The organism is Streptomyces spirodelae, assembly GCF_017676385.1.
GTDB classification, from domain to species: domain Bacteria; phylum Actinomycetota; class Actinomycetes; order Streptomycetales; family Streptomycetaceae; genus Streptomyces; species Streptomyces spirodelae.
Genome location: NZ_JAFFZN010000002.1, coordinates 202,103 through 220,883 on the forward strand (window position 1 = coordinate 202,103; position 18,781 = coordinate 220,883).

Here is an 18,781-nt window from a genome sequence, read left to right on the forward strand (position 1 = left end):
CGGCACGTCCATCTGGCGTACTGGTCACCGTGCGCAACTGCCGTGCGGGGAAGGGCAGTCGAGTTCAGCCCTGTTGTCCCCAGTCCGCGGTGAGGGCGGGGCCCAGTTGCGCCACGTAGTCACCGGTGACCTGGCGGGCCAACTGGAGGGAGGAGTCGTTGCGCATGCTCCACTGCCGTGCGGCGGTGCGCATCACGCCGCTGAAGGCGGCCACCAGCACCCGGGGCCGTGGGTCCTTCTCGGCGTCCACGCCGGCGCGCCGGGCGATCTCCTGGACGAGTTTCTCCTCCATGAGCAGCGAGTGCCGAAGGTGTGCGGCGAGCAGCGCGGGGGTCGTCTCGATCACCTGGCACATCTTCAGGTGCAGGTCGAGAGGGGTGATCTCCTCCACGGCCTCTCCGACGTCGTCCCAGGCGTCGTCGAGGGTGTTGCGCAGGCAGTCCAGCGGAGACTCACCGGCTGGACGGGCGCAGACGGCCTCGTAGTACAGCTGTCCGACCATGTCCTGCACGAACAGCGCGACCTCCTCCTTGTTTGCGAAGTAGCGGAAGAAGGTGCGCTGGGAGACGTCGACGGCTTCGGCGATCTGGTCGACCGTGGTGTCTTCATAGCCCTGCGTGACGAATAGCTCATGGGCCGCCACGATCAGGGCGTCCCTGGTGCGCTGTTTCTTCCGTTCACGCAGACCCGTCAAAGCCGCTTCCTCTCCCGCGTCAGGGTGTTCACGATACGTGAGCGTCGACTGACATTTACCGGCTAATAATTTAGTTTGTCAATTGTCAGTAGCTGTCATTACCGTGGCGTCATGAGCACCCAGACCAGCACCGTCGCGCACGGCGCGCCGGATCCAGCAAGCCCCGAGGGTGGTGGCCACAAGACCCGCGGCGGGCTGCGCGGGCACCCCTGGCTGACCCTCGTCACCGTCGCCTTCGGCGTCGCGATGGTCGCCCTCGACGGGACGATCGTCGCCATCGCCAACCCCGCCATCCAGGACGACCTCGACGCCTCCCTCGCGGACGTCCAGTGGATCACCAACGGCTATCTGCTCGCGCTCGCGGTCTCGCTGATCACAGCGGGCAAGCTGGGCGACCGGTTCGGACACCGCCAGACCTTCCTCGGCGGCGTCGTCGGCTTCGCGGCCGCGTCCGCCGCCATCGGACTGTCCGGCAGCGTCGCTCTCGTCATCACCTTCCGCGTGCTCCAGGGCATATGCGGGGCGCTGCTGATGCCTGCCGCGCTCGGCCTGCTGCGCGCTTCCTTCCCCGCCGAGCGGCTGAACGCGGCCATCGGCATCTGGGGCGCGGTCATCGGCGCCTCGACAGCGGCCGGGCCGATCGTCGGCGGCCTGCTGGTCGAGCACAAGGGCTGGGAGTCGGTCTTCTTCATCAACGTCCCCGTCGGGGCGCTGGCACTGGTGATGGGCCTCGTGCTGCTGCTGGACCGGCGTGCCAAGGACGCTCCCCGCTCCTTCGACCTGCTGGGCATCGTGCTGCTGTCCGGCGCGATGTTCTGCCTCGTCTGGGCGATCATCAAGGCGCCCGACTGGCACTGGGGGGACGCCAGGACGCTCGGCTTCCTGGCCGTCTCCGTGGCGGCCTTCGTGCTCTTCGGTTTCTGGGAGACCAAGGTCAAGGAGCCGCTGCTGCCGATGAGCATGTTCCGCTCCGTGCCGCTGACGGCCGGTACCGTCCTGATGGTGCTCATGGCCTTCGGCTTCATGGGCGGTCTGTTCTTCGTCACCTTCTACTTGCAGAACGTCAACGGGCTCTCACCGTTGGACAGCGGGCTGCGGCTGCTGCCGCTGACCGCGATGATGATCGTCGCCTCGCCGCTGGCCGGCACCATCATCACCAAGGTGGGCCCCCGTCTTCCGCTGGTCGGCGCCATGGTGCTGACCGCCGTCGCCATGTTCGGCCTCTCCACCCTGGAGGCGGACAGCGGCATGGCCATCACCTCGCTCTGGTTCGCGCTCCTGGGCCTCGGGCTCGCGCCGGTGATGGTGGGCGCCACCGAAGTGATCGTCGGCAACGCCCCGTTGCAGCACGCGGGCGTTGCAGGCGGCCTCCAGCAGGCTGCCATGCAGGTGGGCGGCAGCCTCGGTACGGCCGTGCTCGGTGCCGTGATGGCCTCCCGGGTCGGCAGCGAACTGCCCCGCAAGTGGGCCGAGTCCAAGCTCCCGCCGCTCCCGGAGAAGAAGGAGGCGGCCCTCAAGGACGCCGCCGAGGTCGGCATCGCCCCCGTGCCCAAGGGCACGCCGGAGCAGATGGCTCAGACGATCAAGCACGTGGTGCACGACTCCTTCGTCTCCGGCATGGGACTGGCGTTCGTCTGCGCGGGCATCGTCGCTGCCCTGGCCGCCGGCGTCGCCGTCTTCACCAGCCGCGGCACGAACGACGCGGGGCCGTCGGTGCACGTCTGACGGACATCCCCGGGTGACGGAGCGTCCTTGGGTGGCCGGGAGGCGGAGCGGCCCTGGGCGGCCGGGTGGCGGGCGGGCCTGGCCGGGGGGCCGTCTGGTCGAGAGGCCGTACGCAGGGGGCTGCCGGACGAACCGGACGTATCACGGCAATTCTCCGGCCCGGTGGCGCCGGGACGGTGGATAACTCGCGAGTTGTGGACAACTCCGCCACCTGTCCCGGTGAACCGGGCCGTTTGCTCTTGGCGGCCCGTCGGCGGCGCCGACATGCTGATCACACGCCGGGCGAGAACGTGCCCGGCCTTCGGCGGGGGAGTGATCAGCCATGAAAGGCATGTTCGGACGAGGTCCGAGGACGGCGGCCGTGATGCTGGCCGTGACGGCGCTCGCTGCGGTGCTGACGGGCGCAGCGCAGCCGGTAGGGGCGCAGACCAGGGACGGGACCCAGCATGGTTCCCGGCATGAACACCGGAGTGGTCCCAGGCTCGGGACGTGCGGTCCCGGAGAGCTGTGTCTGTGGGAGAGCGCGCGGTTCAAGGGGAAGCGGCGCGTCCACGAGCTGAGCGGCATCGACATCGAGAGCTGTACGGCGCTGCCGGGCGGGGCCTCGACCCTCTCGGCGGCAAACCGCACAGGTCGGCCCGTCACGCTCTACCAGAGTGCGGTCTGCGCGGAGACGGCGGAATTCAACACCCATCCCTCCGGCTCCTGGACCCCCGAGCTGCCCTACCGGGCACGCGCCTTCAAGGTCTGGGAGCACTGAGATGCCCGCCGCACACGCGGGGCGCGGTGACGGGCCCCGCACGCCTGCGGCCGGGTGCCGCCCCGGCAGGGACAGCACCCGGCCGCAGGGCCGGGGCCGGGAGCCTGCCGGCTCCCCGCGGGGAGCCGGCTCGCGCGTCGGCTCGGGCGCCGGTTCAGGCGTCGCCGCCTGCGGTGCCCGGGTCGGCCGCCGCCACCTCCAGAAGCTGGTAGCGGTCGATGGCCTGCTTCAGCGCGGAGCGATCCACCTTCCCCTCCTTCGCCAGCTCGGTCAGCACACCGAGCACGATCGACTGCGCGTCGATGTGGAAGTAGCGGCGCGCTGCGCCCCTGGTGTCGGCGAAGCCGAACCCGTCGGCACCCAGCGACTGGTAGGTGCCCGGCACCCAACGCGAGATCTGGTCGGGCACGGCCCGCATCCAGTCCGAGACGGCGACCTTGGGGCCCTCGGCGCCGTGCAGCTTGCGGGTGACGTAGGGGACCCGCTGCTCCTCCTCGGGGTGCAGCAGGTTGTGCTCCTCCACCGCCACGGCCTCGCGCCGCAGCTCGTTCCAGGAGGTCGCCGACCACACGTCGGCCCTCACATCCCACTCCTCGGCGAGGATGCGCTGGGCCTCCAGCGCCCACGGCACGGCGACCCCGGAGGCCAGGATCTGCGCCGCATGGGTGCCCCGCTCGCCCGCCTGGTAGCGGTAGAGCCCTTGGAGGATGCCCTCCACGTCCACGTTCTCCGGCTCGGCCGGCTGCTGGATGGGCTCGTTGTAGACGGTCAGGTAGTAGAAGATGTCCTCGCCCTGCGGGTGCTCGTCGCTGGAGCCGTACATCCTGCGGAGCCCGTCGCGGACGATATGGGCGATCTCGAAGCCGAAGGCCGGGTCGTAGGAGACCACCGCCGGATTGGTGGAGGCCAGCAGCTGCGAGTGGCCGTCGGCGTGCTGCAGGCCCTCACCGGTGAGCGTGGTGCGCCCGGCGGTGGCGCCCAGGACGAAGCCGCGCGCGAGCTGGTCGGACATCTGCCAGAACTGGTCGCCGGTCCGCTGGAAGCCGAACATCGAGTAGAAGACGTAGATCGGGATCAGCGGCTCGCCGTGGGTGGCGTAGGCGGAGCCGGCGGCGATCGCGGCGGCGGTACAGCCCGCCTCGGAGATGCCGTCGTGCAGCATCTGCCCGGCCGGCGACTCCTTGTAGGCGAGCAGCAGTTCGCGGTCGACGGACTCGTACAGCTGCCCCAGCGGGTTGTAGATCTTGGCAGAGGGGAAGAAGGAGTCCATCCCGAAGGTGCGGTACTCGTCGGGGGCGATCGGCACGAAGCGCTTGCCGATCTCCTTGTCCCGCATCAGGTCTTTCAGCAGCCGCACGAACGCCATCGTGGTGGCGATCTGCTGCTGCCCCGAGCCCTTCTTCAGAGTGGCGTACGCCTTCTCGTCCGGCAGCCGCAGCGGCTTGGCCCGGTTGACCCGCGTCGGCACGTAGCCGCCGCACTCCTGGCGGCGGTCGTGCATGTACTGGATCTCCTCCGAGTCGCGGCCCGGGTGGTAGTAGGGCGGCAGGCCCGACTCCAGTTCGCTGTCGGGGATCGGCAGGTGCAGCCGGTCGCGGAAGCCCTTGAGGTCGTCGACCGTCAGCTTCTTCATCTGGTGGGTGGCGTTGCGGCCCTCGAAGTTGGGGCCCAGCGTCCAGCCCTTGATCGTCTGCGCCAGGATGACGGTCGGCTGCCCCTTGTGCTCGGCTGCCGCCTTGTAGGCCGCGTAGACCTTGCGGTGGTCGTGGCCGCCGCGGCCCAGGTGGAGGAGCTGGTCGTCGGTCATGCCCTCGACCATCTTGCGGAGCCGCTGGTCGCCGCCGAAGAAGTGCTCGCGGATATAGGCGCCGCTCTCGGTCGCGTAGGTCTGGAACTGCCCGTCGGGCGTCGTGTTCAGCTTGTTGACCAGTACGCCGTCCCGGTCCTGCGCCAGCAGCGGGTCCCAGGAGCGGTCCCACACCAACTTGATCACATTCCAGCCGGCGCCCCGGAAGTAGGACTCCAGCTCCTGAATGATCTTGCCGTTGCCCCGGACCGGGCCGTCCAGCCGCTGAAGGTTGCAGTTGACCACGAAGGTGAGGTTGTCCAGCCCCTCACGGGCGGCCAGGGAGAGCTGGCCGAGGGACTCGGGCTCGTCCATCTCGCCGTCGCCGAGGAAGGCCCACACCCGCGACCTGGAGGTGTCGGCGATACCGCGGGCCTCCATGTAGCGGTTCATCCGCGCCTGGTGGATGGCGCCGATCGGGCCCAGTCCCATGGAGACGGTGGGGAACTCCCAGAAGTCCGGCATCAGCCGCGGGTGCGGATAGCTGGAGAGCCCGTGCGGCGCCTTGCTCTTCTCCTGCCGGAAGCCGTCGAGCTGGGCCTCGCTGAGCCGGTCGAGCAGGTAGGCGCGGGCGTAGATGCCGGGGGAGGCGTGTCCCTGGAAGAAGACCTGGTCCCCGCCGTCGCCCTCGTCCTTGCCGCGGAAGAAGTGGTTGAAGCCCACGTCGTAGAGCGAGGCGGAGGAGGCGAAGGTGGCGATATGGCCGCCCACACCGATCCCCGGGCGCTGGGCGCGCGAGACCATGACGGCCGCGTTCCACCGGGTCGCGTTCAGGACCTTGCGCTCGATCTCCTCGTTGCCGGGGAAGAACGGCTCGTCCTTGGTCGCGATGGTGTTGACGTAGTCCGTGCTGCGCATCTCCGGGACGGCGACGCGCTTCTCGCGGGCGCGTTCGATCAGCCGGAGCATGAGGTAGCGGGCGCGTTCCCGTCCGCGCTCGTCGACGGCGGCGTCGAGCGAGTCGAGCCATTCCTGGGTCTCTTCGGGATCGAAATCCGGGACCTGGCTGGGAAGGCCGCCAATGATGATCGGGTTGCGATCGGATCCGGAAGCCACGCTGTTCCTTCGCTGTGTCGGTCGGGTGGTGCTCGGGGGCCGGGCGACGGCGGACGCCGGGATTTGTGCTCAAGGGGTGGCGCGCCGCCTCCATCGTGTACCGCCGCCGCTGTGGCGTCATCTCTACCGATAAGTAACCCGGCGCCTCTCGAGGTGGGCCGGAGGAGCGGTGTACGCAGGTGCTCGTTGGGCACAGCGGCGTGGTGGAACCGCAACCCTACGCCCGTTGAGGGTCGTACCCGGCCTTCCGCCCCGACCACCCCAAACATCCGTTCGGTACGCAGGGGTATTCCTGCGGCTCCCCCCGGCTCACCCGGGGCAAACCTGGCAGATCCCAGCGCCCGCAATGTGGCCTGAATCACTCTCGATCAGGCATTGTGGGATGAGACGTCAACGTTTGGGCGGGATGGAACGCCGGGTACTTGCGTGATCCGGCCCGCCCGTGTGGACTACGGCCCATGCCTCGCGTGTGCGCGGGGTGCAACCCCATATTCGAAAGACATGACTGGAGGCAATCCGTGAGCGCGACCGCGGACCACGCGGAGGAGCGGACCAACCCCGCCGCAAGGCTGGGTTTCCAGCCCGGACAGGTGGTCCAGGAGATCGGCTACGACGACGACGTCGACCAGGAGCTCCGCGAGTCCATTGAGGAGATCACCGGCACGGAGCTGGTCGACGAGGATTACGGCGATGTGGCCGACGCCGTGGTGCTGTGGTTCCGCGACGAGGACGGAGATCTGACGGACGCGCTGGTGGACGCGACCACGATGATCGACGAGGGTGCCCCCGTCTGGCTGCTGACCCCCAAGACCGGTCGCGAGGGCTATGTGGAGCCCAGCGACATCGGAGAGGCGTCCCAGACCGCTGGGCTCTCCCAGACCAAGAGCTTCAACGCGGCCAAGGACTGGACGGGCAGCCGGCTGGTCACCCCCAAGGGCGCCCCGAACAAGCGCTGAGCGGCGCGGGCACGCCACGCGCCGACGGCCGGCCGCCGGTGCCAGGCCGCGTGAGCGGCGCGGACGAGGGCACGCAGCGGCGCGGACGAGCCGCGCAGCGGCGCCGAGAGGTGCCCGGCCGCCGTTTCCGGCACTGTGCCCGATTCCGGCCCCCGGGTCCCCGGTCGTTCCGAACGGGACCGCTCCCTTTCCGCCCGGAGTGGAATTCCGCCCGGAGTAGAAGGGGTCCCGTCCTGGGCGCCCGGTGCCGTGTTCCGGATTGCTTCCGGTGTGTGCCCGACACGTTCCAACGTGTATGCACCGAGCCCCTGACCGGCCCATGTCCGGCAGGGGCTCGGTGCATAGGGTGGGGACGTCTTTGTCCGTCCACCGAAGGGAACCCGTCATGGCCATCGAGGCCGGCTCCCAGGCACCCGACATCGAGCTCAAGGACCAGCACGGCCAGACCGTGCGGCTCTCGGACTACCAGGGCCGGAAGAACGTCGTCCTGCTCTTCTACCCCTTCGCCTTCACCGGCGTGTGCACCGGTGAGCTGTGCGCCCTGCGTGACGAGCTGCCCCGGTTCGTCAACGACGATGTGCAGCTGCTGGCGGTCTCCAACGACTCGCCGTTCGCGCTGCGCGTCTTCGCCGAACAGGAGGGTCTGGAGTACCCGCTGCTGTCGGACTTCTGGCCGCACGGCGAGGCATCCCGCGCCTACGGGGTCTTCGACGAGGAGAAGGGCTGCGCGGTGCGCGGGACCTTCATCATCGACAAGGAAGGCACCGTGCGCTGGACCGTCGTCAACGGACTGCCCGACGCGCGGGACCTCAAGGACTACGTGAAGGTTCTCGAGAAGCTCTGACCCCGAGGACCGCCAGGCCCGCCGCGCCGGGGGCGCCGCCGCGTGCTCCCGCGACGCTGGGAACAACCCCGATTCCGCTCCGTAAGAGGGCTGTGTGCCGGGGAACCGCTCACTAGGATCGAATCGTTGATCCGACGGCATCCACAAACGGGGGCACGCGGTGCTCCTCGACGAAACAACTGACCAGGAGGACTCGTGGGAGTCAGCCTCAGCAAGGGCGGCAACGTCTCGCTGACCAAAGAAGCGCCCAACCTGACCGCGGTCATCGTCGGTCTGGGCTGGGACGCGCGTACGACAACCGGCAGCGACTTCGACCTCGATGCGAGTGCCCTGCTGACGAACGCGGAGGGCAAGGTCGCCAACGACCAGAACTTCGTGTTCTTCAACAACCTCAAGAGCCCCGACGGCTCCGTGGAGCACACCGGTGACAACCTCACCGGTGAGGGCGAAGGCGATGACGAGGTCATCAAGGTGAACCTCGCCGGGGTGCCCGCCGATGTCGAGAAGATCGTCTTCCCCGTCTCGATCTACGAGGCGGAGAGCCGCCAGCAGAGCTTCGGCCAGGTGCGGAACGCCTACATCCGCGTCGTCAACCAGGCCGACAACGTCGAGCTGGCGCGTTACGACCTCAGCGAGGACGCGTCGACCGAGACGGCGATGGTCTTCGGTGAGCTGTACCGGCACGGCGCGGAGTGGAAGTTCCGCGCCATCGGCCAGGGATACGCCTCCGGTCTGCGCGGTATCGCGCAGGACTTCGGCGTGAACGTCTGAGGACCTTGACGGGCAGCGCCACCGGCCCGCGAGTGGGCCGGTGAGCGCACCTGCCGGGGCCCGGCAGCCACGGGCGCCGCAGACTTCCGTGACCCGGAGGTGTGCGGCGCCCGGTGGTACGGAGAGACTGGATACACCGCGACGCGGGCCGCACGGCCGTGCCGCAAGCCGGGGAGAGGACCAGAAACATGAGCGTGACGCTCGCCAAGGGGGGAAACGTCTCCCTTTCGAAGGCCGCACCGAACCTGACCAAGGTGCAGGTCGGTCTGGGCTGGAAGGCCCGTTCCACCACAGGCGCCGACTTCGACCTCGACGCGAGCGCGCTGCTGTGCTCCGGCGGCCGGGTCCTGGGCGACGAGTACTTCATCTTCTACAACAACCTCAAGAGCCCCGAGGGCTCGGTCGAGCACACCGGTGACGAACTGGTGGGCGGCACCGGCAGCGACGACGACGAGACGGTGCTGGTGGACCTCACCCTGGTCCCCGCGCAGGTGGACAAGATCGTCTTCCCGGTCTCGATCTACGACGCAGAGAGCCGGCACCAGACCTTCGGCCAGGTCGGCGAGGCGTACATCCGCGTGCTCAACCAGGAGGACGGGGTCGAGCTGGCGCGCTACGACCTCACCGAGGACGCCTCCTCGGAGACGGCAATGATCTTCGGTGAGCTGTACCGCTACAGCGGGGAATGGAAGTTCCGTGCGGTTGGTCAGGGGTACGCGTCGGGTCTGAGGGGCATCGCTCTAGACTTCGGCGTCAATGTCGCCTAGTCGCTCCGCAACCACCTGGACGGCTCCGAGGGTGCAGTCGTTCCGGGACTCTCGCCTCTTGTGAATCCATGTAGACCGGATACCGGATTGGGAAGCCAGTGCTCCTGAAAACCTTTGGCTGGTCCTTCGGCGTCACCGCCGCCGGATTGGCCGCAGCGGCGTTCTTCTGGGGGTGGGAGGCGTTCGCCCTCGTGGCGATCCTTTCCGTCCTCGAGATCTCGTTGTCCTTCGACAACGCGGTCGTCAACGCCGGCGTACTGAAGAAGATGAACGCCTTCTGGCAGAAGATCTTCCTCACCATCGGCATTCTGATCGCGGTATTCGGCATGCGGCTGATCTTCCCGGTCATCATCGTCGCCATCAGCGCGAAGGTCGGGCCGGTCGAGGCCGTGCGGGTCGCGCTCGAGAACCCCGACCGCTACGAGCAGTTGGTCACGGACGCCCATCCGGCCATCGCCGCGTTCGGCGGGATGTTCCTGCTGATGATCTTCCTCGACTTCATCTTCGAGGAGCGGGAGGAGAAGTGGCTCGGCTGGCTCGAGCGCCCGCTGTCCCGGCTCGGCAAGATCGACGGACTCTCCGTCTGCATCGCGCTGGTCGTGCTGCTGGTGACGGCCACCACACTGGCCACTGCCGCGCACCAGCACGCCGGACACGCCGACAAGTCCGGCACGGTGCTGCTCTCCGGCGTCGCGGGACTGATCACCTATCTCATCGTCGGCGGCCTCTCCGGCCACTTCGAGAACAAACTCGAAGAAGAGGAAGAGCGCGAACACGAAGCCGAGGAAGAGGCCAAGAAGGCCGGGAAACAGCCCTCGGCGGTCGGGCTGGCCGGCAAGGCGGCCTTCTTCATGTTCCTCTACCTGGAGGTACTGGACGCCTCGTTCTCCTTCGACGGGGTCATCGGCGCCTTCGCGATCACCAACCACATCTTCTGGATGGCGCTCGGTCTGGGCATCGGAGCGATGTACGTCCGGTCGCTGACGGTCTACCTGGTGCGCCAGGGCACCCTGGACGACTACGTCTACCTGGAGCACGGCGCGCACTACGCCATCGGCGCCCTCGCGGCCATCCTCCTGATCACCGTCAAGTACGAGATCAACGAGGTCGTCACGGGCCTCGTCGGTGTGGTGCTGATCGCCACCTCCTTCTGGTCCTCGCTGCGCCGCAACCGTGCGATCGAGGCCAACGGGGGAGACGGGTCCGGTGGGGACGAATCCGAGCAATCCGAGACCCCCGCGCGCGTGTGACCGGCTCCTGAACGAGGAACGCTCCCAGCGGGGCGGCTTGCGGCGGCGTCGGCTCGGGCCAATCGGCCCGGCCGCCGTCCTCGGGCCGCCCCGCAGTGGTGAGTCGGGCTTGCTGAGGACAAGTGGGGGTGTGGGATGGTCTCCCTGTGGGAGAACTGGCGACGGGGTGTGGGTATGTCCCGGCGCGGACCCAGGTTCGACACGGTCGGGGGTCCTTCGACGTATGCGATGGAGCTGACCAAACGGCACTCCGAGCTGTCGCTGACCAAACAGGGAGCCGATACCGGCAGCCTCCAGGTCAATCTCTCCTGGCGGATGCGCAGTTCGGACCTGGAAGGGGTCGGCCGCCGTACGGGCAGCTCGCTGCGGCACCCGCTCAGAGCGTTCAAGCCCACCGTTGTACAGGCGCACACGCAGGGCGTCGTCAACGTGGACCTCGACCTGGCCTGCATGTACGAGCTGGTGGACGGCAGCAAGGGCGTCGTCCAGCCGCTCGGCAACTTCACGGGGGACTGGAACGCGCCCCCCTACGTCAAGCTCACCGGGGACGACCGGTTCGGTTCGCCGTCCGGCGAGACGCTGTACGTCAATCTCGACCACAAGGACGAGATCAGGCGGCTGCTCTTCTTCGTCTACATCTACGACGGCACCCCGGCCTTCGACCGGACCCACGCTGTCGTCACGCTCATCCCCAGCAACGGCCCCCATGTGGAGGTCGGCCTCGACGAGCGGGCTCCCCAGGCGCGCTCGTGCGCGGTGATGCTGATGGAGAACGTCAAGGGCGAGCTGAGGGTGCGCCGTGAGGTCCGCTACGTCTACGGCTTCCAGGCGGAGCTGGACCGGCTCTACGGCTGGGGCCTGCAGTGGGGCCGCGCCTACAAGACGCAGAAGGTCTGACCGGCCGCCGGAGCGAGCGCGTATGCGCGCATACGAGGGCGAGGCCCCGTCCGGTCACCCGGGCGGGGCCTCGCCATTCGCCTGTGCGCTCTCCTTCATGCGCTCTCTCAGCCGGCCGCGCACCCTGTGCACCCTGCGCGCTCCGTGTGCCCGGTGAGCGCACTCAGCGGCTGGTGAGGAACTGCGGGCCCTGCGGCGGCAGCGCGAACGCCGGGTCCGGCTGCGGGTAGCCGTAGGCCGGCTGGGGATAGCCGTACGCGGGCTGGGTGGCGGGTGGCTGCTGGGGCGGCTGGTGGGGAGGCTGCGGATAGCCGTACCCGGGCTGGTGGATGGGCGGCGCCGGGATGTTCGGGGCTCCCTGCGGCCCGAACGGCGGTCCGAACGGTGGCGCGCCGGGCGGCGGCACCTGCGCCGTCACGGCGGAGGCCGAAGCCTGGGCAGCCCCCACCCCCGCCGGGTCCTGCTGGGGCTCAGGCGACGGAGTCGGCTGTGGCGGCTCCGGAGCGGGCGGCTGGGGCGGCGGTGCGGGGTCGGGCCCGGGAACCGGCCCCGGGCCAGGTGCGGGCCCCGGAGGCGGCCCCGGCGGCACCGGCTCGGGCCCCGGGCCGGGCGGCGAGGGCGGCGGCCCGGGCGGCGGTCCCGGCTCCGGATTGGGCGACGGCTCCGGCTGCGGCCCGGGCGGCACAGGGTCGGGCTCGGGGAAGTCCGGCTCGGGCGGTGGCTGCGGGACGGTGGCGGCCGGCGGGCCCAGCCGGAAGTCCGGGGAGCCGACCGTGTCGGGGCTGGGCGTGTGCGCCACGGTCGCGTCGGGGTCGTGCTCCGCGTCCCGTGCCGCTTGGCGGTCGGCGTCGGCATCGCCGTCGGCTTCGGCCGTGGCTGCGGTGCCGCCCGTGGCGTCGCCGGAGGCGTTGGTGCCGGCCTCGCCCTCACCGGGGCTCTCGCTCTCGTCCACGGTGATACCGAACTCGGTGGCGAGGCCGACCAGCCCGGTGTCGTAGCCCTGGCCCAGCGCACGGAACTTCCAGCCGTCCCCCCGCCGGTACAGCTCGCCGCAGACCATGGCGGTCTCGGCGCCGGTCTCCGGCTCCATGTCGAAGCGCGCGAGAAGCCGCCCACCGCGGGCCGGGTCGGTTGCGCCATCCGGGTTGCCCGCGTCGTGCAGCAGCAGCCGCAGCTCTCTCACGTCGGCGAAGGTGCCGCCGTCGGCGGAGGCGGCCAGCAGTACGCGGTCCACGGAGGCGTCCAGCGTGCCCAGGTCCGCCTCGACGGTGTCGCGCAGCCCCTCGGGCTCCCGCTTCTTGGCCAGGTGCCGCACCAGTCCGGAGGGGTGGCGGGGCTGGTTGTAGAAGATGAAGTCGTCGTCGGAGCGAACCTTGCCGTCCGGGCCGAGCAGCAGCGCCGAGGCGTCGACATCCGGCACACCGGCACCAGGCGCCCAGCAGAGCACAGCGCGGACCGCCGTGGCCTCCAGCGGGATGTTCGACCCCTTCGTCATCGCGTGCGTCATGTCTTCATCCTGCCCTCGGACGGACGGCATCGACAACGCGGGACGTGATCGACAGCGTGGGACGCGAGGGGCCCGGCGGCCGCATCCCGAACCGAGGGAACTTGTGGCCGGTCCTCGTACGTACGATGAGCAGCCACGCGGCACCATGGCGGCCCCGGCAGGACCACCGCCACCGCGTGTGCCACCAGGTACGCCATGACAGCTGGGCAGGACGCTGAGACGGCGGGACGGGGGATACATCCATGCGGCATTTCAGCCAGCTGACGCCTGAGCGCCGGAACGCGCTCTTCCACCGCGAGCCGGTCGAGTTCACGCCGGACTCGCCCCCGGGCGTTCTCGCCGTCGCGCTGGGCGCCACCCTCTACAGCCCCGCGACCAGACCCTCGCTCGCCGACGACGTGCTCAAGCAGGCGGCGCGCGGCGTCGTCTCCATGGTGCTGTGTCTGGAGGACTCGATAGCCGACGCGGAGGTGTCGGAGGCCGAGGACAACCTCGTCGGCCAGCTGAGTCAGCTGGCCGGCCGGGTACCCGAGCGCCTCGCGAAGGACGCGCTCCCGCTGCTGTTCGTCCGCGTACGGGAGCACGGACAGATCACCGCGCTGGTGCGCAGGCTGGGCCCTGCCGTACGGCTGCTGTCGGGATTCGTGCTGCCCAAGTTCACCGAGGACCACTCGGTGCCCTTCCTGGAGGCCCTCACCGAGGCGGAGGCGGCGTGCGGCCGGCGGCTGTTCGCGATGCCCGTGCTGGAGTCGCCCGAGCTGCTGCACCGGGAGAGCCGGACGGAGGCGCTCGTCGGCATCGCCCGCACCCTGGACAAGTACCGGGAGCGGGTTCTCGCGCTGCGCCTGGGCGTCACCGACTTCTGCGCCGCCTACGGGCTGCGCCGCACCCCGGAGATGACCGCGTACGACGTGCAGCTCGTCGCCTCGGTCATCGCTGACGTGGTCAATGTGCTGGGCCGGGCCGACGGCACCGGGTTCACGGTCACCGGACCGGTATGGGAGTATTTCCGGCCGCAGGAGAGGATGTTCAAACCGCAGTTGCGGCAGAGCCCGTTCCTGAGCGGCCGGGCCGAGGACGTGCGCGCCGCGTTGATCGAGCACGACCTCGACGGTCTGCTGCGCGAGATCGAGCTCGACCGGGCCAACGGCCTGCTGGGCAAGACCTGTATCCACCCCTCTCATGTGGCCCCGGTGCACGCCCTGTCGGTGGTGAGCCATGAGGAGTTCTGCGACGCGACCGATGTGCTGCGCCCGGAGCGCGGCGGAGGCGGAGTGCTGCGCTCCGCGTATACGAACAAGATGAACGAGGTGAAGCCGCACCGGGCCTGGGCCGAGCGCACACTGCTGCGCGGTGAGGTCTTCGGGGTGGCGCGCGAGGGCGTGAGCTTCGTGGAACTGCTGGCGGCGGGAGTCAAGTGAACGCAAGCGTACGGGAATCCGGGACCGGGCCGGACGGGACCGAAACGGGCACGAGCGGGCCGGACGGGACCGAGAGGTCCGGGGCCGAGGTGTGGCCGGGCCACTGGGTGGCCGAGCGGCTCGGGGTGCGGCTGGAGGGCGAAGGACTGCGGGACCTGCTGGGCCTCGCGCTGCGGCGCAATCCCAAGCGGGCCCACCTGCTGGTCTCCACCGTCCTCGGCAAGCATCTGCCGCAGCGCCCGGCCCGGGTGCTCGGCGCGGGCCGCCGCCTGGGAGAGCGGGTGCGCGAGCTGCTCGGCGCCGAGGAGGCAGCCCGTTCGGCCGTGCTCGGCTTCGCCGAGACCGCGACCGGGCTGGGACTCACCGTCGCGCACAGCATGGGCAGCCGGATGAGCGCTCTGCACTCCACGCGCCGCCGGGTGCCGGGGGTGCGGCAGTACGGCGGCTTCGAGGAGGAGCACAGCCACGCCACCGCGCATCTGCTCCTGCCGGAGAATCCGCGACTGCTGCGCACGGACGGCCCGCTGGTGCTGGTGGACGACGAACTGTCCACCGGCCGGACCGTACGCAACACCATCGCCGCGCTGCACGCCGTCCATCCGCGTGACCGGTACGTCGTGGCCGCGCTGGTCGACACCCGGGGCGACGGCGACGCGGCCGCGCTGGAGAAGTTCGCCGCCGAACTGGGCGCCCGCGTCGATGTGGTGGCCCTGGCCGCAGGCCGCGTGGAGCTCCCCGCCGACGTACTGGAGCGCGGCCGGGAGCTGGTCGAGAAGTACGGCGGGGAGCAGCACGGCAGCGAACCTGCGACCGCCGTGCCGGCCGTGTCCGCGGTCCCGAAGGGCACCGTGCGGCGGGTGGATCTCGGCTGGCCGGCGGAGGTGCCGGACGGCGGCCGGCACGGCTTCGGCCCGCGTGAGCAGGTCCGGCTGGAAGCCGCGCTCCCGGACATGGCCGAACGGGTGCTCTCCGCACTGGAGCCGGCGGCCGTACCGGACGAATCGGCCGGCACCGAACCGCCGCGTGTTCTCGTCCTCGGCAACGAGGAGCTGATGTACGCACCGCTGCTGCTCGCGTCCGAGATGGAAAAGCGCGCCAAGGGCCGTGCGGAGGTCCGTTTCTCCACCACGACCCGCTCACCCGTCCTTCCGCTCGACGACCCGGGCTACGCGATACGCACCGCGCTGCGCTTCCCGGCGCACGACCTGCCCCGCCAGGCCGGACCCGGGAGCGGCGCCGCCGAGCGCTACGCCTACAACGTCGCCGGCCAGGGCTTCGACGCCGTCGTGGCCGTCGTGGACAGCGAGGGCGACACCCCCGAACTGCACGCCCCCGGCGGCCTGCTGGACCAGCTCGCCGGCTGCGCGCGGCAGGTGCTGCTGTCGGTCGTCCCGGCGTACGTACCGGACCGGGCCCGGCCGGCCCCGCCCGGGCCGCTGCACGGCCCCGCCTTCTCCTCGTACGCGCGGGCCGACGTGGCGTGGCTGCTGCGCGACCTGTCCGACATCGAACTGGAGGCGCCGACGGAGGAGCGGGAGGAGGCCATCCAGGCGGGCGGTGCGCACTACGCCGAGTCGCTGCCCGTCGAGTACCAGCCCTCCAAGGAGTACCAGCAGCTCTTCCACGGCGCGCTGGAGTCGGCAGCAGAGCGCCTGGCCCGCGCGGTCGGCACCGTCACCGAGACGGTGCTGGCCGAACGCGGTCCCCGCCCCGTGCTCGTCTCGCTGGCCAGGGCCGGTACACCGGTCGGGGTGCTGATGCGCCGCTGGGCGCGGTACGCGCACGGGCTGGACCTGCCGCACTACGCCGTCTCCATCGTGCGGGGCCGGGGCATCGACACCAACGCGCTGGCCCACCTGGCGGCCCACCACGATCCGGCCGACGTCGTCTTCGTGGACGGCTGGACCGGCAAGGGCGCCATCACCCGGGAGCTGGCCCAGGCGCTCGCCGCGCATCCCCGTTTCGACCCCGAGCTGGCCGTTCTGGCCGACCCGGGCTCGTGCGTGCGCACCTACGGCACCCGCGAGGACTTCCTCATCCCCTCCGCCTGCCTCAACTCGACCGTCTCCGGGCTGATCTCCCGCACCGTGCTCCGCGCCGACCTGGTGGGACCGCACGACTTCCACGGTGCGAAGTTCTACCGCGAACTGGCCGACAGCGACCTGTCACAGCACTTCGTCGACACGGTCGCGGCGCGCTTCCCCGCGGTGCGGGAGAGCGCGGCCCGGCAGGCGGCGGCGCTGGCGGGCGCCGACCGCACCCCCACCTGGGCGGGCTGGCGTGCCGTGGAGGACATCAGCGAGGCGTACGGCATCGGAGATGTGAACCTGATCAAGCCGGGCGTCGGCGAGACGACCCGCGTCCTGCTGCGCCGCGTCCCCTGGCGCATCCTGGCCCGGCGCGGCGTGGGCGCCGACCTGGACCACGTACGGCTGCTGGCGGCACAGCGCGGCGTGCCCGTCGAGGAGACCGACGATCTGCCCTACAGCTGCGTCGGAATCGTCCACCCCCGCTACACGCGCGGTGCGACAGGCGCCGACGGAAAGGCCGCACGGTGACCAAAGCGACCACGGGAACCACACCGACAACGGGGACCGCGGTGACGCCGGGACCCGCCGGGTCCGGCCCGGCAGGAGACGTCCTGGTCGCCAGCGACCTGGACCGTACGCTGATCTACTCGGCGGCTGCGCTGGAGCTGACCATGCCCGACACCCGGGCGCCCCGGCTGCTGTGCGTGGAGACGTACGACCACCGTCCGCTCTCCTACATGACGGAGGAGGCCGCCGCACTGCTGGCGGCCCTCGCGGGCCAGGCGGTCTTCGTGCCCGCCACCACGCGCACCCCCGAGCAGTACCGCCGCGTCCGGCTGCCGGGGCCGCCGCCCCGCTACGCGGTCTGCGCCAACGGCGGCCACCTGCTGGTCGACGGCGAGAGCGACCCCGAGTGGCGTCAGCGGGTGCGCGAGCGGCTGACCGAGTGCGCCCCGCTCGCCCAGGTGCGCGACCACATGCTGGGCCGGGCGCGCCCCGAATGGCTCCTCAAGGAGCGCGTCGCGGACGGCCTGTTCGCCTATCTGGTGGTCGAACGGGCGCTGCTGCCCGACACCTGGGTCAAGGAACTCGCCGCCTGGGCGGGCCCGCAGGGCTGGAGCGTCTCCCTCCAGGGCCGCAAGATCTACGCCGTACCGCACCCGCTCACCAAGAGCGCCGCCGTGGCGGAGGTGGCACGCCGGGCCGGCACCGCGCGGACCCTCGCGGCCGGCGACTCCCTGCTCGACGCGGACCTGCTGCGCGCCGCCGATGTGGCCTGGCGCCCGGCACACGGCGAGCTGGCCGACAGCGGCTGGCAGCTGTCACACGTACGGGTAGTGCCGGAGCGCGGAGTACTGGCGGGCGAGGCCATTCTGCGCCTGATGCGCTCGGCGGTGATCACCCAGCCGGGGGCGGTGGCACCGGTGCCGGACTGACGTGCGTGCGCCCTCGCCGCTCACCGACGCCGTCGGCCTGCGCTCCTCCCGTCCTTCCCGCGCCTCCCGTCCTTCCCCCGCTCCTCGCCCCTGCCTCGCTCCTCGCTGGGCTCCTGCCGCTGCCCGCCGTCCTCCCCGTGGCCCTTTCCCCCGTAGAGCGAGGCCCTGCTGCGCAGCTCCTCGCCGCGCACCCGGGCGCGGGTGCGCTGCTCGCGCAGATCCCGGGCGCGGCGGGCGCGTTCGACCTCGTCCCGGTGGCGCTGCTGCCAGTAGGGGTTGTCGTGCGGCAGGGCGCTGCCCACCCTCCCGTACATCCCGAAGACCAGCAGCAGCAGTCCGACGGCAAAGCTGAACAGCACGTTCTCCAACTCGAACGCGAGCACGTTCAGACGCGTCTCCAGCAGCGCCAGATTGGCGAACCCGCTCAGCAGGAACAGTCCGCCGAAGGCGATGTTGACGTTGGAGGCGAAGTTTCCGCCGCGCACCATGGCGCCGATGAGCAGCATCCCGACGACGACGGAGAGCACACTGAGCGCCCCGTTGGTGTTGAGGCCGGCCACCTGGTCGCCGCCGGTGTCGAAGAAACCGATGTTGTCGGTGAGCCCCAGAGTGCCGAAGACGGTCAGCCCCAGCCCCACCACCCCGGCCCCCACCCGGTAGACGCGGCTCAGCTTGTGGTGCACCGGCATGTGCTCGTCCAGTACCCGCCGCCCGCGCGGCAGGAGCCTGCGATGGCGGAACGTACGGGTGGGGGACGCGGCCACGGGGGGCCTCCTCGGAACGGCCGGAGGCGACGCTCACCTTGCGCATTCCAGCATCCG

At 70.5% G+C, this 18,781-nt stretch carries 15 protein-coding genes; 11 read left to right on the forward strand and 4 right to left on the reverse strand.

Features of this window, described 5'->3' with window-relative positions; all coding sequences use genetic code 11:
* Positions 1-64: 64 nt before the first annotated feature.
* Positions 65-694, reverse strand: coding sequence for a TetR/AcrR family transcriptional regulator (locus JW592_RS03200; RefSeq protein WP_209263301.1), 630 nt, complete (start codon positions 692-694; stop codon positions 65-67).
* Between the two features lie 111 nt (positions 695-805).
* On the opposite strand from JW592_RS03200, the gene JW592_RS03205 reads away from it, so the two are divergent.
* Positions 806-2,419 (forward strand): MFS transporter, encoded by a 1,614-nt coding sequence (locus JW592_RS03205; protein WP_209263302.1) that lies wholly within the window; start codon positions 806-808, stop codon positions 2,417-2,419.
* 322 nt (positions 2,420-2,741) lie between these two features.
* Complete coding sequence (locus JW592_RS03210; protein ID WP_209263303.1) at positions 2,742-3,179, forward strand: peptidase inhibitor family I36 protein; 438 nt, start codon at positions 2,742-2,744, stop codon at positions 3,177-3,179.
* A 154-nt stretch (positions 3,180-3,333) separates the two neighbouring features.
* Here JW592_RS03210 and aceE read toward each other — a convergent pair whose 3' ends face one another.
* Positions 3,334-6,081, reverse strand: a complete 2,748-nt coding sequence (gene aceE, locus JW592_RS03215; RefSeq protein WP_209263304.1) for a pyruvate dehydrogenase (acetyl-transferring), homodimeric type — start codon at positions 6,079-6,081, stop codon at positions 3,334-3,336.
* Between the two features lie 518 nt (positions 6,082-6,599).
* On the opposite strand from aceE, the gene JW592_RS03220 reads away from it, so the two are divergent.
* The 6 genes from JW592_RS03220 to JW592_RS03245 all read left to right on the forward strand — a co-directional run bounded on the left by JW592_RS03220 (position 6,600) and on the right by JW592_RS03245 (position 11,566).
* Entirely contained in the window at positions 6,600-7,037 is a 438-nt protein-coding gene (locus JW592_RS03220; RefSeq protein WP_099880468.1) for a DUF3052 domain-containing protein, read from the forward strand.
* A 385-nt stretch (positions 7,038-7,422) separates the two neighbouring features.
* Positions 7,423-7,881 (forward strand): peroxiredoxin, encoded by a 459-nt coding sequence (locus JW592_RS03225; protein WP_209263305.1) that lies wholly within the window; start codon positions 7,423-7,425, stop codon positions 7,879-7,881.
* A gap of 195 nt (positions 7,882-8,076) precedes the next feature.
* Positions 8,077-8,652 carry a TerD family protein gene (locus tag JW592_RS03230; RefSeq protein ID WP_209263306.1) on the forward strand — a complete coding sequence of 192 codons (576 nt, stop codon included), beginning with the start codon at positions 8,077-8,079 and terminating at the stop codon, positions 8,650-8,652.
* Between the two features lie 188 nt (positions 8,653-8,840).
* A complete protein-coding gene (locus JW592_RS03235; protein ID WP_209263307.1) occupies positions 8,841-9,419 on the forward strand; it encodes a TerD family protein in 579 nt (192 codons plus the stop codon).
* Between the two features lie 98 nt (positions 9,420-9,517).
* Positions 9,518-10,669, forward strand: coding sequence for a DUF475 domain-containing protein (locus JW592_RS03240; protein WP_209263308.1), 1,152 nt, complete (start codon positions 9,518-9,520; stop codon positions 10,667-10,669).
* Between the two features lie 135 nt (positions 10,670-10,804).
* Positions 10,805-11,566 (forward strand): TerD family protein, encoded by a 762-nt coding sequence (locus JW592_RS03245; protein ID WP_209263309.1) that lies wholly within the window; start codon positions 10,805-10,807, stop codon positions 11,564-11,566.
* Between the two features lie 163 nt (positions 11,567-11,729).
* Here JW592_RS03245 and JW592_RS03250 read toward each other — a convergent pair whose 3' ends face one another.
* The gene (locus tag JW592_RS03250) at positions 11,730-13,073 is read right to left on the reverse strand and encodes a TerD family protein (protein WP_209263310.1); all 1,344 of its coding nucleotides are present in this window, start codon (positions 13,071-13,073) and stop codon (positions 11,730-11,732) included.
* A 242-nt stretch (positions 13,074-13,315) separates the two neighbouring features.
* On the opposite strand from JW592_RS03250, the gene JW592_RS03255 reads away from it, so the two are divergent.
* The 3 genes from JW592_RS03255 to JW592_RS03265 all read left to right on the forward strand — a co-directional run bounded on the left by JW592_RS03255 (position 13,316) and on the right by JW592_RS03265 (position 17,960).
* Positions 13,316-14,494 (forward strand): HpcH/HpaI aldolase/citrate lyase family protein, encoded by a 1,179-nt coding sequence (locus JW592_RS03255; RefSeq protein WP_209263311.1) that lies wholly within the window; start codon positions 13,316-13,318, stop codon positions 14,492-14,494.
* Between the two features lie 89 nt (positions 14,495-14,583).
* Positions 14,584-17,052 carry a phosphoribosyltransferase gene (locus JW592_RS03260; RefSeq protein ID WP_209263475.1) on the forward strand — a complete coding sequence of 823 codons (2,469 nt, stop codon included), beginning with the start codon at positions 14,584-14,586 and terminating at the stop codon, positions 17,050-17,052.
* A 143-nt stretch (positions 17,053-17,195) separates the two neighbouring features.
* Positions 17,196-17,960 (forward strand): HAD family hydrolase, encoded by a 765-nt coding sequence (locus tag JW592_RS03265; RefSeq protein WP_307805283.1) that lies wholly within the window; start codon positions 17,196-17,198, stop codon positions 17,958-17,960.
* A gap of 20 nt (positions 17,961-17,980) precedes the next feature.
* Here the strand turns inward: JW592_RS03265 and JW592_RS03270 are convergent, their stop codons facing one another.
* A complete protein-coding gene (locus JW592_RS03270) occupies positions 17,981-18,724 on the reverse strand; it encodes a DUF4383 domain-containing protein (protein ID WP_372446443.1) in 744 nt (247 codons plus the stop codon).
* Between the last annotated feature and the right edge of the window lie 57 nt (positions 18,725-18,781).

Coding starts and splice junctions, on each gene's coding strand:
- JW592_RS03205 (WP_209263302.1), top strand. CDS start 806: ATGAGCACCCAGACCAGCACCGTCGCGCACGGCGCGCCGGATCCAGCA.
- JW592_RS03225 (WP_209263305.1), top strand. CDS start 7,423: ATGGCCATCGAGGCCGGCTCCCAGGCACCCGACATCGAGCTCAAGGAC.
- JW592_RS03255 (WP_209263311.1), top strand. CDS start 13,316: ATGCGGCATTTCAGCCAGCTGACGCCTGAGCGCCGGAACGCGCTCTTC.
- JW592_RS03210 (WP_209263303.1), top strand. CDS start 2,742: ATGAAAGGCATGTTCGGACGAGGTCCGAGGACGGCGGCCGTGATGCTG.
- JW592_RS03250 (WP_209263310.1), bottom strand. CDS start 13,073: ATGACGCACGCGATGACGAAGGGGTCGAACATCCCGCTGGAGGCCACG.
- JW592_RS03265 (WP_307805283.1), top strand. CDS start 17,196: ATGCCCGACACCCGGGCGCCCCGGCTGCTGTGCGTGGAGACGTACGAC.
- JW592_RS03235 (WP_209263307.1), top strand. CDS start 8,841: ATGAGCGTGACGCTCGCCAAGGGGGGAAACGTCTCCCTTTCGAAGGCC.
- JW592_RS03245 (WP_209263309.1), top strand. CDS start 10,805: ATGGTCTCCCTGTGGGAGAACTGGCGACGGGGTGTGGGTATGTCCCGG.